The sequence below is a fragment of the Kitasatospora sp. NPDC059795 genome (assembly GCF_042732175.1).
Lineage (GTDB): Bacteria > Actinomycetota > Actinomycetes > Streptomycetales > Streptomycetaceae > Kitasatospora.
Map to the genome: position 1 here is coordinate 435,938 of NZ_JBHWID010000002.1, position 15,566 is coordinate 451,503.

A 15,566-nucleotide genomic window follows, 5' to 3' on the forward strand; every position below is an offset into this window, starting at 1 on the left:
AGAGACCGACGTTGAGCGCGACCGGATGGATCAGGGACGTCCTCCACGGCCCCACCCCAGGGCCGGTACCCGACACCGTCACCGGCACATGGCCCAAGACCTCGCACGCCCTGCCGCTGATCGGCATGGCGCTGGTGGTCTCCCTCGACCTGCTGACCAACAGCCAGGTCACCGTCGAACCCGCACTGACCGCCGTCCCCGCCCTCGCCGCCGTGGTCTCCCGGCGGACCTGGTACCCGCTGCTGACCGGCGCGCTCGCCGAGCTGTGCGCCTTCGGCATGGCCTGGTACAACGGCGTGCTCGGCGAGTCCGTGCACACCGCCACCGTCGCCGCGATCGTGCTGATCGCCGGCATCGGCCACCTCAGCGCCACCCTCCGACTGCGCCAGGAACTCGCCCTCGCGGAAGCCCAGTTGGTCGCCGAGATCGCCCGCCGGGTACTGCTGCGCCCGGTGCCCGAACGGATCGGGCCGGTGCGTGCCGCGGTCCGCTACGCCGCCGCCGCCGCGCACGCCTCGATCGGCGGCGACCTCTACGAGGTGGTCAACACCCGGCACGGCGTGCGCGCCGTGATGGGCGACGTCCGCGGCAAGGGGCTGGCCGCCGTGGAGACCGCCGCCGCCGTGCTCGGCGCGTTCCGCGAGGCCGCCCACCAGGAACCCGACCTCGACCGGGTGGCCGGCTGGCTCGCCGTCAGCCTGGACCGCGCCCTGCACGAGAACGACCACCCGGGCGTGGAGGAGGAGTTCGTCACGCTGGTGCTGATCGGCGTCCGCGCCGACGGCGTCCTGGAGATCGCCAACTGCGGCCACCCCTCGCCCGTCCTGCTCCGCGGCGAGGACGCGCCCCGGCTGCTGGCCGCCGACGAGACCGTCCCGCCGCTCGGGGTGCTCGACCCGGGCGACGTCTGCCCGCCGCTGCAGCGGCTCGCCACCGAACCCGGCGACCGCATCCTGCTGTACACCGACGGCGTCATCGAGGCCCGCGACCACCGGGGCGCGTTCTACCCGCTCACCGACCGGCTGCCGCTGCTCGCCGACAGCGGCCCCGTCGAGGTCCTGCACCGCCTGCACGACGACGTGGTCCGGCACGTCGGGCACAAGCTCGGCGACGACGCGGCGATGCTGATGCTCCAGTTCGACCCGGTGGTGCTCCCCGCCCAACAGCAGGGCGAGGCCCCGATCGGGCAGGCGCTCCAGACGCCCCCGGGCGCCGGGCAGGCGCTCTAGACGTCGATCTCCACCACCAGCGGGCGGTGGTCGGACACCCCGGTGCGCGGCGCCGACACCGAGCCGACCGTGGAGCGCGGCACGCCGATGCCCAGGATGTGGTCGAACTGCACGGTCGGCCGGTGCGAGGGGTAGGTGGGGGTGCGGGCCAGGTCGTACCAGCCCTGCAGGCGGGTGCGGCGGGCGGTGCGCACCCGGTCGCGGGCCGCGGTGCGCTGGATCGCGTGCGCCGAACCGAGCACGGTGCGCGGCACCGCGCCGATCAGGTTGAAGTCGCCGAGCACCAGGTAGGGCTGCGGCAGGTCGGCGATCCAGCGGCGGATCGCGGCCAGCTGCGCGACGTTCCACCCCGGTACGAACGACAGGTGCGCGGCGACCACGGTGAACTCCCCGGCCGGCCCGGCCAGCACCGCCGCCAGCGCGGCCCGCGGCTCGTCCGGCACCGCCGTCAGCCCGCGCCGCCCGGCCACCCGCAGCGGCAGCCCGAACGGGGCGGGCGCGAACCGGCGGGCCCGCCAGTGCAGCACCGGCAGCCGGGTCAGCAGCGCCGTGCCGTACGCCGGACGCGGGGCGCCGTCGTCCGCGTCGGCCGGACCGTACACCTGCAGGCCCGGGACGGCCGGGTCGGTTACCCAGCCCGCCGACGGCGCGGGCGTGCCGTGCAGCGCGGCGGCGAAGCGCCAGTCGGCGGCGCCCATCGCCTTGGCGGCGACCGCCGCCTGGTCGGTGCGGCCGGAGCGCTGCTGACCGCGGTCGACCTCTTGGAGGGCGAGCACGTCGGCGTCCAGCGCGGCGACGGCCTCGGCCAGCGGGGCGCCCGGCTCGACCGGGTAGGGCGCGGGGCTGCCGTCCGCCGTGAGCGGCTGGCCGTGCAGCAGGTTGTACGTGGCGATCCGCAGAGTGGTCACGGTGCCGACCGTACCGGGTGGGGGTGAACGGGCCGGGGCGGCGGCGCGGCTTGAGCGGGTGGACCATACCGGGTATACATACTCGGTATGTCGATCCGTCACGGCCTGCTCGCCCTGCTCGACCAGGGCCCGCGCTACGGCTACCAGCTGCGATCCGAGTTCGAGGCCCGCACCGGGGCGACCTGGCCGCTGAACGTCGGTCAGGTCTACACCACCCTGGGCCGACTGGAGCGCGACGGCCTGGTCGAGTCCGCGGGCGAGGACGACGAGGGCCACCAGTTCTACGCCGTCACCGAGGAGGGACGCGCGGAACTGCGCCGCTGGTTCGACAGTCCGGTGCCGCGCACCAACCCGCCGCGCGACGAACTGGCGATCAAGCTGGCGATGGCGGTGACCGTCCCGGGGGTCGACGTCACCGGCGTCGTCCAGGGCCAGCGCCGACACAGCATGAAGGCACTGCAGGACTACACCCGGCTCAAGGGCCGGGCGCTGGCCGCCGACACCGGCTCCGGCGGAGACCTGGCCTGGCTGCTGGTCCTGGAGCAGCTGATCTTCCAGACCGAGGCGGAGATCCGCTGGCTGGACCACTGCGAATCCCGACTCGGCCAGCACGCCGAGCGACAGGCCGCTGCCACGGCCGAACCCGGCGCCGCGCCGCCCGCGCGCCGCGCCGTCAAGAGCCGCGCACGCGGCCGCCTCTGAAACTCCTGGGGGAGTCATGACCGAACAACTCAAGCCGGCCCAGCCCGTGCTGCACCTGGACCGGGTGAGCCGGGTGCACGGCCACGGCGCGGCCGAGGTGCACGCGCTGCGCGCCGTGGACCTGAAGGTGTACCCGGGCGAACTGGTCGCCGTGATGGGCCCCTCCGGCTCCGGCAAGTCCACCCTGCTGACCCTGGCCGGCGGCCTCGACAGCCCGAGCGACGGCCAGGTGATCGTCGAAGGCACCGTCCTGGGCGTCCTGGACCGCAAGCAGCTGGCCGCCGTCCGGCGCCGCTCGGTGGGCTACGTCTTCCAGGACTACAACCTGATACCGGCGCTCACCGCCGCCGAGAACATCGGGCTGCCCCGCGAACTCGACGGCGTCTCCGCCCGCGCCGCTCGCAAGGAGGCGCTCGTCGCGCTCGAGGAACTCGGCATCCCCGAACTCGCCGACCGCTTCCCCGACGAGATGTCCGGCGGCCAGCAGCAGCGCGTCGCCATCGCCCGCGCACTGATCGGCGACCGCCGCCTGGTGCTCGCCGACGAACCCACCGGCGCCCTCGACTCCACCACCGGCGAGTCCGTGCTCGCCGTGCTGCGCGCCCGCTGCGACGCCGGCGCCGCCGCCATGATGGTCACCCACGAGGCCCGGCACGCCGCCTGGGCGGACCGGGTGGTGTTCCTGCGCGACGGCCGGCTGGTCGACGAGACCGCCCGACAGGACGCCGGCACCCTGCTGGTCACCGCCGCCGCCAACGCGCTGAAGGGCGAGGACCAGTGAGGCTGACCGCCTGGCGGGCAACGCTGCGGATCGCCCGCCGCGACGCCATGCGCGCCAAGGGCCGCAGCGCCCTCGTGGTGGCGATGATCGCCCTGCCGATCCTCGGCGTGGCCGGCGTCGACGTGGTCGCCCGCAGCGCCCAGCTGGAACCGGGCGAGAAGGCCGCCCGGGCGATGGGCACCGCCGACGCCCGGATCGACGCGCACCAGCGCGGCGACATCGTGCTGCAGGCGCCCAACCCCGACGACGAGATCCAGACCGGCGGGCCCGGCCCCGACGGGAAGCCGAGGCAGAAGACCGCCGAGGAGAAGCGCAGCGCCGACACCGAGCCCGCCGACCTGGTCAAGGAACTGCTGCCGGCCGGCACCAAGCTGGTGCCGACGCCCACCGGGCCGAGCACCACGGCCACCACCAAGGACGGCCGGATGACGGTGCAGGTCGTCGAGGCCGACCTCGCCAACCCGGTGTGGCACGGCATGCTGAACCTGGTCCGCGGTACCGCTCCGGCCAAGCCGAACGAGATCGCCGCCACCCAGGAGTTCCTGAACCAGTCCGGGCTGCGGCTCGGCGACGCCACCGCGGTCCGCGGCCTGGAGTCCAAGCCGTTCACCATCACGGCCGTCGCCGAGATACCCGCCGATCTGAAGCGCACCGAGCTGATCGCCGCTCCCGGCAGCGTGATCGCCCCGCTGGCACAGGCCGACCCGGAGCGGGCCGACAGCCGGTCCGGGCGCGACTCCTGGCTGGTCCAGCTGCCCGCCGGAGCCGCCGCGCTGGACTGGCCGAAGGTGCTGGAGCTCAACAAGTACGGCTTCGCGGTCAACTCCAGGGCCGTCCTGCTCGACCCGCCCGCCCGCTCCGAGGTGCCGCTGTACCAGCAGCCGGGACAGCAGAGCCACGGCGGCATGGACAAGGTGGGCATCGCGATCGCCGCCACCGTGGTCGGCATGGCCCTGCTGGAGATCGTGCTGCTCGCCGGACCGGCCTTCGCGGTCGGCGCCCGCCGCTCGCGCCGCCAGCTCGGCCTGCTCGCCGCCGGCGGCGGCGACCGCGGACACGTGCGCGCCGTGGTGCTCGGCGGCGGAGCGGTGCTGGGCGTGACCGGCGCCGTGACCGGCCTGGTGCTGGCGATCCTGCTGGTCGCGGTGTTCCAGGACAACGCCGAACAGTTCGCCGGCCGCCGCTTCGGCCACTTCGACCTGCAGCCGCTCGACCTGCTGGCGATCGCCACGGTCGGCCTGGTCACCGGCCTGCTCGCGGCCGTGGTGCCCGCCGTCCAGGCCGCCCGGCAGGACGTGGTCGCGGCGCTCACCGGACGCGGCGGCATCAAGCCCGCCAGCCGGATCGTCGCCGTGCTCGGCCTGATCATGGTCGCCGGCGGCGCCGCCCTGGCGATGGCCTGCGCGGCCACCGGCACCGCCGTGGTCTACGGCCTGCTCGGCGGTTCGGTGATCGCCGAGATCGGGATGCTGCTGTGCACCCCGATGCTGATCGGCCTGTTCGGCCGGCTCGGCCGCCACCTGCCGCTCAGCCCGCGCCTCGCGCTGCGCGACTCGGTGCGCCACCGCGGCCGCACCGCCCCGGCGGTGGCCGCCGTGATGGCCGCCGTGGCCGGCGCCGTCGCCGTGGGCATCTACACCACCAGCAGCACCGAGCAGCAGCGCCGCGACTACCGGCCGCAGGCGCCCGCCAACGCCGTCGCGCTGCTCGCCGGTTGGGGCCCGAACGCGGACCAGACCCGGCTGCCGCTGATGCGCGACGTGGTCGAGAGCAACATGCCCGGCCTCGGCGAGCGCGCCGACGTCTTCGACCTGACGCCGACCGCCAAGTGCGCCCCCGGCGCGCCCTGCGGCTACGCCCGGGCCGTGCAGCCCGAGTCCAAGCGCTGCCCGGCCGACGACGCCCGCACCTCGGAGGACTACGAGCGCCTGCACAACGACCCGCGGTGCCTGGCGAACCGCGACCGGCGGTCGTTCCCGATCAGCATGTTCGGTGACACCGTGGTCGGCGACGCGGCCCTGCTGCACAACCTGTTCGGGGTGCACGACCAGGCCGCCGAGAAGGCCCTCGCCGACGGCAAGGCGCTGGTGTTCCGCTCCGGGTTCGTGGAGAACGGCAAGGTCGACGTGCTGGTCGAGGAGGCCTTCGACCAGAAGGCGATGGACTCCGGCGTCCCGTACCAGCCGAAGAGCAGCCACGTCATGGTGGACGCGGTGGAGGTCCAGGCCGCGACGCCGTTCGGCACCGTCATGATGACCCGTCAGGCCGCCGAGAAGGCCGGTCTGGGCACCCGGGAGGCCGGCTCGTTCTGGCTGCCCGCCGCGGAGCCGTCCGACAAGGCGTACCAGAAGGCGAACGGCTCGCTCGCCAAGCTGGACGACAACGCCTTCATCATGGTCGAGCGGGGCTTCCAGCCGGACATCGACCTGGTCACCGTCGGCCTGATGGTGTTCGCCGGACTGGTGGCGCTCGGCGCGGCCGGCATCGCCACCGGCCTGGCCGCGGCGGACTCCCAGCAGGACCTCGCCACGCTGGCCGCGGTCGGTGCGAGCAGCGGCATCCGGCGTCGGCTGTCCGGCTTCCAGTGCGGTGTGATCGCCGCGATGGGCTCGGTGCTCGGCCTGTTGTGCGGCGCCGTCCCGTCCATCGCCCTGCGGATCTTCGAGGCGCAGGACCAGGCGAGGTGGGCGGCGCCCGGCCAGGACGCCCCCGATCCGGTGATCGCGATCCCGTGGGCCGAACTGGCGGCCATGGTGATCGGCCTGCCGGTGGTGGCGGTGCTGCTCGCGGCGCTGCTCACCCGCTCCAAGATCGCCCTGAGCCGCCGGGCCGCCTGAGGCCCGGCAGGGGGAGCGTGACCGTGCTCACGGCTGGGGGAGGCCGTGGGCACGGACCCACCCGGGCGAACTAAAGTCGTCCGTATGACGAAAACCCCGGACAGCGCCGTCCGTTCCTTCATCGACCAGCACGAGGACGCCTTCCTGGCCGACCTCGCCGACTGGCTGCGCATCCCCTCCGTCTCCGCCGAGCCCGACCGGGCCGGCGAGGTCCGCCGCTCCGCCGAGTGGCTGGTCGAGAAGCTGCGCGCGACCGGCTTCCCGGTCGCCGAGGTGTGGGAGACGGACGGGCTGCCCGCGGTGTTCGCCGAGTGGCCGTCCGGCGACGAGGGCGCGCCGACCGTACTGGTCTACGGCCACCACGACGTGCAGCCCGCCGCCAAGGCGGACGGCTGGGACACCGAGCCGTTCGAGCCCACCGTGGTCGGCCGTCGGCTGTACGCGCGCGGCGCCGCCGACGACAAGGGCCAGGTCTTCTTCCACACCCTCGGGGTGCGGGCCCACCTCGCCGCCACCGGCCGCACCGCGCCGGCCGTCAACCTCAAGCTGCTGATCGAGGGCGAGGAGGAGTCCGGCTCGCCGAACTTCGGCGCCCTGGTGCGCCGCGAGGCCGCCCGGCTCGCCTCCGACGTGGTGATCATCTCCGACACCGGCATGTGGTCCGAGACCACCCCGACCGTGTGCACCGGCATGCGCGGCCTGGCGGACTGCCAGATCGACCTGTACGGCCCGGACAGCGACATCCACTCCGGCTCGTTCGGCGGCGCCGTCCCCAACCCGGCCGACGTGGCCGCCGCGCTCGCCGCGGGCCTGCACGACGCGGACCGCAGGGTCGCGGTGCCCGGCTTCTACGAGGGCATCGTCGAGCTCACCGAGCAGGAGCGGGCGCTCTTCGCCGAGCTGCCCTTCGACGAGGCGCAGTGGCTGAAGGTCGCCAAGTCGTACGGCACCCAGGGCGAGGCCGGCTACACCACCCTGGAGCGGGTCTGGGCCCGCCCGACCGCCGAGGTCAACGGCATCTGGGGCGGCTACACCGGCCCCGGCGGCAAGACCATCGTCCCGGCCGAGGCGCACCTCAAGCTGTCCTTCCGGCTGGTCGCCGGCCAGGAGGTCGAGAAGGTCCGGGAGGCCGTCGGCGCCTGGGTCGCCGCGCACGTCCCGGCGGGCATCCGGTACGACATCGTCTTCCCGGGCGCGACCCGCCCGTGCCTGACGCCGCTGGACCACCCCGCGCTGCAGTCCACCGTCCGGGCGATGGGACGGGCCTTCGAACAGAAGATCCTGTTCACCCGTGAGGGCGGTTCCGGCCCGGCCGCCGACCTCCAGGACGTGCTGGGCGCGCCGGTGCTGTTCCTCGGCATCTCGGTGCCCTCGGACGGCTGGCACTCGATCAACGAGAAGGTGGAGCTCGACCTGCTCCGCAAGGGCGTCGAGACCTCCGCGTACCTGTGGGGCGACCTCGCGGAGAACTTCCGCCCGTGAGCGCGCGTTCCGGAGCGATCTCGCACCTGCCGCACCTGCCGCACCTGCCTTACCGAAGCGAACGGGGATGGACGAGTTGAGCAGCGCCCCTGACAGCAAGCACCTTGCGCTGGCCCGCGCCGGGGTGGACCGGGCGGCGCACCGCCGACTGGACGAGCCGTGGCTGGCCGCGGCCTGGAGCCACCCCACCACCAAGGTGCTGCCGATCGCCGGCGGCGAGGCGTTCGTGGTGGACACCGACGGCGGCAGCGAACTGGTGCTGCTGCCGTCCTTCGAGGCCCCGCAGAGCGGTGACCGCTACTTCCTGGGGACCGGCGAGGACGGCGTGCACTACTTCGCGCTGGACTGCGAGTCGCTGCCCGGCCGGCTGGACGGCGACGCCCGTCCGGCCGGGCTGCGCGAGGTCGGCGGCACGCTCGCCGACCGGGACGCCGGACTGCTGGTGCACGCCGTCGCCCTGGAGCACTGGCACCGGCTGCACACCTTCTGCTCCCGGTGCGGCCACCGCACCGAGAAGGCCGGCGCGGGCCACCTGCGCCGCTGCACCTCCTGCGCGGCCGAGCACTACCCGCGGACCGACCCGGCGGTGATCATGCTGATCACCGACAGCGAGGACCGCTGCCTGCTGGGCCGGCAGGCGCTCTGGCCGGAGGGCCGCTGGTCGACGCTGGCCGGGTTCGTCGAGCCCGGCGAGTCGATCGAGCAGGCGGTCGGCCGCGAGGTGCTGGAGGAGGCGGGCGTCCGGGTCGCCGAGGTCGAGTACGTGGCCAGCCAGCCCTGGCCGTTCCCGTCCAGCCTGATGCTGGGCTTCCTCGGCCGGGCGCACCCCGACGGCACCGGGATCACCGTGGACGGCGAGGAGCTGTCCGAGGCCCGCTGGTTCGCCCGCGAGGAGCTGCGGGCGGGCATGGAGGCCGGGGAGATCCTGCCGCCGTCCGGCATCTCGATCGCCCGGCACCTGATCGAGCTCTGGTACGGCGAACCGCTGCCGACGGCCGCCCGCTGGTGATCGTCGGCAGCTGCGGGGGCGTGTGGATTGCTCCGCGCGCCCCCGCAGTGCTTCCGTCGCGCCGGGTCGATCGGTGCGACCCGCGCCGTCCGACCGGAATGTGTTCGAATCCCGTCGGGCGGATTCGCGGGGTACCCGAACAGCGCCGCGCACCCGGTTGCCGGTTCGGCTGAAATGCCACGAAGGGCCTCACTACATTCGCTCGCGTGACGATGCCCCGCGCCGCCGCGCCCACGCCCACGCCCAAGTACCAGCTCCTCGCCGCCGACCTGCGCCGCCGCATCGACTCCGGCGAATGGGAGGACGGCGGCCGGCTCCCCGTGGAGAGCGAACTGGAGGGACAGTACGGGGTCGCCCGCAACACCGTCCGCCTCGCCGTCGACGTCCTGGTCAACGAGGGCCGGGTGGTCCGCGTCCAGGGCAAGGGCACCTACCTGCGCCGGCAGGCCCGGTACGACCACCGCGTCCACCCCCGCTCGCACCGCCGCGGCGCCCTGCCCGTGGCCGGCGAGACCTACGCCGCCGAAGCCCGCCGGGCCGGGCTGGACCTCAGCTTCGAGTACGAGGTGTGGGCCGTGCGGGCCCGCCGCGACGTCGCCGACTGGCTCGGACTCCAGCCCGAGGACGCCGTCATGATGCGCCGCCAGCGCTGCCTGGTCGCCCGGGAGCCCTACGCCATCGAGGACAGCCACTACTGGCCCGGACTGGCCGACGGCACCCCGCTGATGGAGGACCTCCCCGCCCCCGGCGGCGACGAACGGACGCTGGCCGACCTCGGCCGCACCGAGACCACCGCCACCGACCACCTCACCGCCCGGATGCCCGACCCCGCCGAGGCCGCCTGGTTCGGCCTCGGGCCCGGCGTGCCGCTGCTCGTCAACACCCGCGTCACCCGCGACCGGCGCGGCCCGATCCGGGTGGTGGAGACCCGCTACGCCGCCGACCGGGCCCGGCTGCTCTACGAACTCGGCGACCCGCCCCCGACCGACTGAGCCGGGCGGGGGCGGGCCGCCGATGCGCGGCCCGCCGGTCAGACCAGCGCGGCCTGGACCTGGCGCAGGCTCGGGTTGGTCATCACGCTCTGCTCGCCGGAGGCGCCGACCACCACGACCGTCGGCACCGTCTGGTTGCCGTCGTTCACCGACTCCACGTAGGACGCCGAGGCCGGGTCGTGCTCGATGTTGATCTCGGTGAAGGCGATGCCCTCCCGGTCCAGCTGGCTCTTGAGGCGGTTGCAGTAGCCGCACCAGGTCGTGCTGTACATCGTGACGGTGCCGGACATGGTGAGGGACTCCTTCGATCGACGGACGGGGGCCGTGCAGCCCACGGAACAAACGTCCGGCGGGCCGCCCCCATTCCGGAACGGACAACAGTGGGACGATCCGATCATCCGGGCAGGCCTGTGGACAACACCGACCGGACTGTCCGGCGCGCCTGCGAGGATGGAAGGCATGCAGGATGACCTCCCCGGCCTCGGCGGCCCCAACCAGCCCTACAGCCCCGACGGCCCCGCCCCCCTCGGGGCGGACGCCGTGCTGGCCGGACTCGATCCCGAACAGCGCGCCGTGGCCACCGCCCTGCACGGCCCGGTCTGCGTGCTGGCCGGCGCCGGCACCGGCAAGACCCGGGCCATCACCCACCGGATCGCCTACGGCGTGCGCAGCGGCGTCTACCACCCCGCGCAGGTCCTCGCCGTCACCTTCACCGCCCGTGCCGCCGGCGAGATGCGCGGCCGGCTCCGCCAGCTCGGCGCCGAGGGCGTCCAGGCCCGCACCTTCCACTCCGCCGCGCTGCGCCAGCTCCAGTACTTCTGGCCGCGCGCCATCGGCGGCGACGTCCCCCGCCTGCTGGAGCGCAAGGTCCAGCTGGTCGCCGAGGCCGCCGGCCGCAGCGGCCTGCGCGTCCAGCGCACCGAACTGCGCGACCTGACCGCCGAGGTCGAGTGGGCCAAGGTCACCCAGGTCGTCCCCGACGACTACCCGACCGCCGTCGCCAAGTCCGCCCGCGAGGCCCCGCGCGACCCGGCCGAGATCGCCCGGGTCTACGCCACCTACGAGCGCACCAAGCAGGAACGCGGCCTGATCGACTTCGAGGACGTGCTGCTGCTCACCGCCGCGATCCTGGAGGACCGCCCGGAGATCGCCGCCCAGGTCCGCTCCCAGTACCGGCACTTCACCGTCGACGAGTACCAGGACGTCTCCCCGCTCCAGCAGCGCCTGCTGGAGCAGTGGACGGGCAGCGACGGCGGCGCCAGCCTCTGCGTGGTCGGCGACGCCAGCCAGACCATCTACTCCTTCACCGGCGCCACCCCCGACCACCTGCTGAACTTCCGCCACCGCCACCCCGAGGCGACGGTGGTCAAGCTGGTGCGCGACTACCGCTCCACCCCGCAGGTGGTCCACCTGGCCAACGGACTGCTCTCGCAGGCCCGCGGCCAGGCCGCCCAGCACCGCCTGGAGCTGATCTCCCAGCGCGAGGCCGGCCCCGAGCCGGTCTACCGCGAGTACCAGGACGAGCCCACCGAGGCCGAGTCCACCGCCCGGCTGATCCGCGACCTGCTCGGCACCGGCGTGCGGGCCAGCGAGATCGCCGTGCTGTTCCGCACCAACGGCCAGTCCGAGGTGTACGAGCAGGCCCTCTCCGACCTCGGCATCTCCTACCAGCTCAAGGGCGCCGAGCGGTTCTTCGAACGGCCCGAGGTCCGCGAGGCCGGGGTGCTGCTCAAGGGCGCCGCCCGGGCCGCCGACGACCCGCTGACCTCCGGCGCGCCCGACCTCGCCGCGCAGGTCCGCGCGGTGCTCGCCACCCGCGGCTTCTCGGCCACCGCCCCGGCCGGCTCCGGCGCGGTCCGCGAACGCTGGGAGTCGCTGAACGCGCTGGTGCGCCTCGCCGAGGAGTTCGAGACCGCGCGCCGCGCCGCCGGGGAGAGCGCCGACCTCGCCTCCTACGTCGCCGAACTCGACGCCCGGGCCGCCGCCCAGCACGCCCCCGCCGTCGAGGGCGTCACGCTGGCCTCGCTGCACGCCGCCAAGGGCCTGGAGTGGGACGCGGTGTTCCTGGTCGGCCTGAGCGAGGGCACGCTGCCGATCATCTACGCCAAGACCGACGAGCAGATCGAGGAGGAGCGCCGGCTGCTGTACGTCGGCGTCACCCGGGCCCGCCGCTTCCTCACCCTCTCCTGGGCGCTGTCCCGCTCGCCGGGCGGCCGCGCCTCCCGCAAGCCCACCCGCTTCCTGGACGGCCTGCGCCCCGGCTCGTCCGGCCCCGGCGCGCGCACCCGCGGCGGGCGCGGGGGCGTCGAGCCCGGCGCGGACCGCTCGGCCGCGCGCCGGGTGCGCGGGCCGGTCAAGTGCCGGGTCTGCGACCGCACCCTGACCGACGCCGTCGAGCGCAAGCTGCGCCGCTGCGAGGGGTGCCCGTCCACCATGGACGAGGCGCTGTTCGAGCGGCTGCGCGAGTGGCGGTCGGCCCGCGCCAAGGAGCAGGGCGTTCCGGCCTACGTGGTGTTCACCGACGCCACCCTGACGGCCATCGCGGAGGACGTGCCGGGCAGCCTCGCGGAGCTCTCCCGGATCTCCGGGGTGGGCGCCATGAAGCTGGACAAGTACGGCTCTGACGTGCTCTTGTTGTGTGCGGGGGAGAGTCCGGAGCTCGTGGGGGAGCCCGACGGGGAGCAGGCGCAGGACTCGCCCGGCGACGAAGCCTCGGAGCAGGCCGGGAACCCGCCGGAGAACTCGCCGGAAAAATAGTTTGCGCGCCGCATGTAAGGCGCAATAGCCTGCCGGAGCGGTCAAGGGGACGAGACCGCAACGCTCGCAGAGGGCTTGTTTCTGCGTGCGCTGACCATCAACCAGATATCGGAGCCCGGGGGACTGGGCACCGCGAGACGCCGAGAGGAGGCGAGTTCAGTGTCGACGAAGACGATCATCAAAATGACCGACCCGATGTCCACCCTCGCCATGCCCGCGCGCGTCCTCGTGCCGGGTCTGGGTCTCGACGTGGCCGGCGGCAACGCCGGAGTCCTACTGCTTGCCGAGCACTGCCTTGTCAGTGGTCGTGGCAATGCTGAGGGCACCCGTGTCGAGGCGGGTCCGTCCCGTGACTGGTCCATGTTTGTCGACGGCGTCTCGCTGTCCGACGAGCGACCGATCAAGGCACCGAAGGCAGTAGCGGCAGAAGCGGCCCATGGGCGCTATGCAGCCGTCGTCGGTGCCGGAGTCGAGCAGAAGCAGCAGCAGATCATTCTGGCCACGGCCGCCGTCAACGGCGCCGATGCCGTCCGGAAGCAGGCTTTCCGCGGGCCTGGACCCTGGAGCGAACGACCCTGACGCAACCCGTCAGGGCGGTACCTCCAGGGCCGCGGAAACCCAGCAATCGGGTTCCGCGGCCCTTCTGTTTTGTCCGGTACGCACGACCTACCCAGGCCCCCTCGGGGCCTCCGGCCGAACTCGAACAACGAGAGCGGCCGGATCCACCAAGAAGACGAGGAAGACGCCCACAGTGTCCACGGTCATCACACCGCCGCCCCTCCCGTCCGTACCCGACAAGACCGTCAAGGCCGACCAGGCCGACCCCCCGGAGGTAACACTCATGCAGCTCACCGCCATCGACGAGGCCGACTCGCTCGGGCTTCCCATCCCGTGCCGGGCCTTCGACCCGGAGGTCTTCTTCGCGGAGACGCCCGCCGACGTCGAGTACGCCAAGTCGCTGTGTGGCACCTGCCCCGTCAAGGCCGCCTGTCTCACCGGTGCGCTCGAGCGCCGCGAGCCCTGGGGCGTCTGGGGCGGCGAGCTCTTCGTCCAGGGCGTCGTCGTCGCCCGCAAGCGTCCCCGTGGCCGCCCGCGCAAGACCGAGGTCATGGCGTGAACCCCGCAGCCAGGACCCGCACCGAAGGCGCAGCCGTCCGCAGGGGAGAGCAGCCCCCGCTGGACACCGCACTGCGCGACTCGGTACGCCTCGCGGCCGCCAAGGCCGACGCCGAACTCTCCCGTCCCTTCCCTTCTACGCACCACGAGCAGGACCACCACATGAACCCCGCCGGCATCGATCCCACCGTCCGCTCCGAGCAGACCACCGAACTTCAGATCCAGAACAGGACGCTCGAAATGAATCTTCTCCAAGAATCCCTGGCGCGTGCGCATATGCAGGAACGCCTCCACGAGGCCGAGGAGCAACGCCTCGGCCTGCGGGTGCTGCGCGCGACGCGATTGCGTCGCAAGGCCGAGCAGGCCTCCCTGCGCGCCCGTAAGGCCCTTGCCGTCGCCCTGATGTGACGGCTGCTCCACCCCTGCCGGCCGGGCCCGCGCCCACGCCGGTGACCAACCCCTGAACGCCGATGGCCGACTCCCCGCCGGGGAGCCGGCCATCGGCGCGTCCCGGCCCGGCCGCCGCCGGACCGGGAGCCGCCACCGGCCCGGGGAGCGTGTGCCCGCTTCCTCCGCAGTCATGCCGGTTCGACTGCGACTGCGACTGCGACCGGTCCAACTCGTGCCGGTCGTACTGTCGTTCGGTGGTCGAACTGGCTCTGGAAGGATGGGCCGCATGTGGTCCTCCCTTCCGCTCGGCGAGCGGCTGCGCGCGGAGCTCGGCCCGCCGCGCAAGGCCCGCCGTCTGGTCAGCAGCCCGCGCTCCCGGATCTGGCGGGCCGAGCTCTCCGGCGTCCCGGTGGTGGTGAAGCAGCTGGTCAACTCGCCCGGCGTCGAGGAGCGCTTCGCGCGCGAGGCGGCCGCGCTGGCGCTCGCCTCCCGGAGGGCCGGCCGCACCGGCCGTCCCGTGGTGCCCGCGCTGCTCGGCACCGACCCCGCGGCGCACGTCCTGGTGCTGGAACGCCTGGTGGACCGCACGCCCGGCCCCGACTGGCTGGCCCACTACGCCACCGCGCTGGCCGGGCTGCACGCCAGCGCCCCCGCCGATCTGGACGACCTCGCCGGTACGGCCCCCGCCACCGCCCTGCCCGCCTGGACCGGGCCGACCGGGCGCGACCTCGGCTGCTTCATCGCGCTGGCCCGCGCCCTCGACGTCCCCGCCCCGCCCGGCGCCCGGGCCGAGGCCGAGGACCTGCTCGCCCGGCTGTCCGCCACCCCCGTGCGGCACGCCCTGCTGCACGGCGACCCGTGCCCCGGCAACGACCTGCACACCGCCGACGGCGTCCGGTTCGTCGACTTCGAGCAGGCCGCGCTCGGCCCGGGCGCGGCCGAATTCGCCTACCTGCGCACGGGGTTCCCGACCTGCCGGTGCTCCACCGCCCCGCCGCCCGCGGTCCTGGCCGAGGCCGAGGCGGCCTACCGCGCCACCTGGCGGGCCGCCACCGGCACCGAGGCCGCCGGCCGCGCCGAACTCGCCGACGCCTGCGCCGGTTGGCTGCTGCGCGGCGACGCCCTCGTCCCCAGGGCCGAACGCGGCACCGCCGACTACCTGGCCCGCCTGCACCACGCGGACTGGACCTGGGGCAACGCCACCGCCCGTCGCCGCCTGCTGCACCGCGTCCGGGCCGTCGCCGCCCTCGCCGACGCCGACACCGACCTGCCGATCTTCGGCCGCTTCTGCGCCACCCTCGCCACCCGGATCCGCACGGCCTGGCCGACGGCGGGGCCGCTGCCGGGCGACCGCGACTGACTC

At 74.1% G+C, this 15,566-nt stretch carries 14 protein-coding genes; 12 read left to right on the forward strand and 2 right to left on the reverse strand.

Annotation, left to right across the window (positions count from 1 at the left end):
* Nucleotides 1–11 precede the first annotated feature (11 nt).
* A complete protein-coding gene (locus ACFV4P_RS05920; RefSeq protein WP_380467772.1) occupies nucleotides 12–1,229 on the forward strand; it encodes a PP2C family protein-serine/threonine phosphatase in 1,218 nt (405 codons plus the stop codon).
* Here the strand turns inward: ACFV4P_RS05920 and ACFV4P_RS05925 are convergent.
* The gene (locus ACFV4P_RS05925; RefSeq protein ID WP_380467774.1) at nucleotides 1,226–2,137 is read right to left on the reverse strand and encodes an endonuclease/exonuclease/phosphatase family protein; all 912 of its coding nucleotides are present in this window, start codon (nucleotides 2,135–2,137) and stop codon (nucleotides 1,226–1,228) included. The genes ACFV4P_RS05920 and ACFV4P_RS05925 overlap by 4 nt on opposite strands.
* 87 nt (nucleotides 2,138–2,224) lie before the next feature.
* Here ACFV4P_RS05925 and ACFV4P_RS05930 point away from each other — a divergent pair, with 87 nt between their 5' ends.
* From ACFV4P_RS05930 to ACFV4P_RS05955, 6 genes are all read left to right on the forward strand, one after another.
* Entirely contained in the window at nucleotides 2,225–2,839 is a 615-nt protein-coding gene (locus ACFV4P_RS05930) for a PadR family transcriptional regulator (RefSeq protein WP_073814451.1), read from the forward strand.
* Between the two features lie 16 nt (nucleotides 2,840–2,855).
* Entirely contained in the window at nucleotides 2,856–3,620 is a 765-nt protein-coding gene (locus tag ACFV4P_RS05935) for an ABC transporter ATP-binding protein (RefSeq protein ID WP_380467775.1), read from the forward strand.
* Entirely contained in the window at nucleotides 3,617–6,457 is a 2,841-nt protein-coding gene (locus ACFV4P_RS05940) for an FtsX-like permease family protein (protein ID WP_380467776.1), read from the forward strand. Before ACFV4P_RS05935 ends, ACFV4P_RS05940 begins: the two co-directional genes overlap by 4 nt.
* Before the next feature lie 84 nt (nucleotides 6,458–6,541).
* Complete coding sequence (locus tag ACFV4P_RS05945) at nucleotides 6,542–7,939, forward strand: dipeptidase (RefSeq protein ID WP_380467778.1); 1,398 nt, start codon at nucleotides 6,542–6,544, stop codon at nucleotides 7,937–7,939.
* A gap of 67 nt (nucleotides 7,940–8,006) precedes the next feature.
* Nucleotides 8,007–8,948: an NAD(+) diphosphatase gene (gene nudC / locus ACFV4P_RS05950; protein WP_380467780.1), complete on the forward strand. Its 942-nt coding sequence runs from the start codon at nucleotides 8,007–8,009 to the stop codon at nucleotides 8,946–8,948.
* A 212-nt stretch (nucleotides 8,949–9,160) separates the two neighbouring features.
* Entirely contained in the window at nucleotides 9,161–9,940 is a 780-nt protein-coding gene (locus tag ACFV4P_RS05955) for a GntR family transcriptional regulator (protein ID WP_073814442.1), read from the forward strand.
* Between the two features lie 38 nt (nucleotides 9,941–9,978).
* Here the strand turns inward: ACFV4P_RS05955 and ACFV4P_RS05960 are convergent, their stop codons facing one another.
* A complete protein-coding gene (locus tag ACFV4P_RS05960) occupies nucleotides 9,979–10,230 on the reverse strand; it encodes a mycoredoxin (RefSeq protein ID WP_380467782.1) in 252 nt (83 codons plus the stop codon).
* Between the two features lie 169 nt (nucleotides 10,231–10,399).
* Between ACFV4P_RS05960 and ACFV4P_RS05965 the strand changes: the two genes are divergently transcribed.
* The 5 genes from ACFV4P_RS05965 to ACFV4P_RS05985 all read left to right on the forward strand — a co-directional run bounded on the left by ACFV4P_RS05965 (nucleotide 10,400) and on the right by ACFV4P_RS05985 (nucleotide 15,563).
* Nucleotides 10,400–12,697, forward strand: a complete 2,298-nt coding sequence (locus ACFV4P_RS05965) for an ATP-dependent DNA helicase UvrD2 (RefSeq protein WP_380467784.1) — start codon at nucleotides 10,400–10,402, stop codon at nucleotides 12,695–12,697.
* A gap of 159 nt (nucleotides 12,698–12,856) precedes the next feature.
* Complete coding sequence (locus ACFV4P_RS05970) at nucleotides 12,857–13,276, forward strand: hypothetical protein (RefSeq protein WP_380467786.1); 420 nt, start codon at nucleotides 12,857–12,859, stop codon at nucleotides 13,274–13,276.
* A gap of 172 nt (nucleotides 13,277–13,448) precedes the next feature.
* Nucleotides 13,449–13,814, forward strand: a complete 366-nt coding sequence (locus tag ACFV4P_RS05975; RefSeq protein ID WP_143200328.1) for a WhiB family transcriptional regulator — start codon at nucleotides 13,449–13,451, stop codon at nucleotides 13,812–13,814.
* Entirely contained in the window at nucleotides 13,811–14,221 is a 411-nt protein-coding gene (locus ACFV4P_RS05980; protein ID WP_380467788.1) for a hypothetical protein, read from the forward strand. Before ACFV4P_RS05975 ends, ACFV4P_RS05980 begins: the two co-directional genes overlap by 4 nt.
* 268 nt (nucleotides 14,222–14,489) lie before the next feature.
* Nucleotides 14,490–15,563 (forward strand): aminoglycoside phosphotransferase family protein, encoded by a 1,074-nt coding sequence (locus tag ACFV4P_RS05985; protein WP_380467790.1) that lies wholly within the window; start codon nucleotides 14,490–14,492, stop codon nucleotides 15,561–15,563.
* The last annotated feature ends 3 nt before the right edge of the window (nucleotides 15,564–15,566 follow it).

Excerpts from the sequence above, each read along its gene's own strand:
- ACFV4P_RS05935 (WP_380467775.1), top strand. The coding sequence starts at position 2,856 with ATGACCGAACAACTCAAGCCGGCCCAGCCCGTGCTGCACCTGGACCGG.
- ACFV4P_RS05965 (WP_380467784.1), top strand. The coding sequence starts at position 10,400 with ATGCAGGATGACCTCCCCGGCCTCGGCGGCCCCAACCAGCCCTACAGC.
- ACFV4P_RS05985 (WP_380467790.1), top strand. The coding sequence starts at position 14,490 with ATGTGGTCCTCCCTTCCGCTCGGCGAGCGGCTGCGCGCGGAGCTCGGC.
- nudC (WP_380467780.1), top strand. The coding sequence starts at position 8,007 with ATGGACGAGTTGAGCAGCGCCCCTGACAGCAAGCACCTTGCGCTGGCC.
- ACFV4P_RS05945 (WP_380467778.1), top strand. The coding sequence starts at position 6,542 with ATGACGAAAACCCCGGACAGCGCCGTCCGTTCCTTCATCGACCAGCAC.
- ACFV4P_RS05960 (WP_380467782.1), bottom strand. The coding sequence starts at position 10,230 with ATGTCCGGCACCGTCACGATGTACAGCACGACCTGGTGCGGCTACTGC.
- ACFV4P_RS05930 (WP_073814451.1), top strand. The coding sequence starts at position 2,225 with ATGTCGATCCGTCACGGCCTGCTCGCCCTGCTCGACCAGGGCCCGCGC.
- ACFV4P_RS05955 (WP_073814442.1), top strand. The coding sequence starts at position 9,161 with ATGCCCCGCGCCGCCGCGCCCACGCCCACGCCCAAGTACCAGCTCCTC.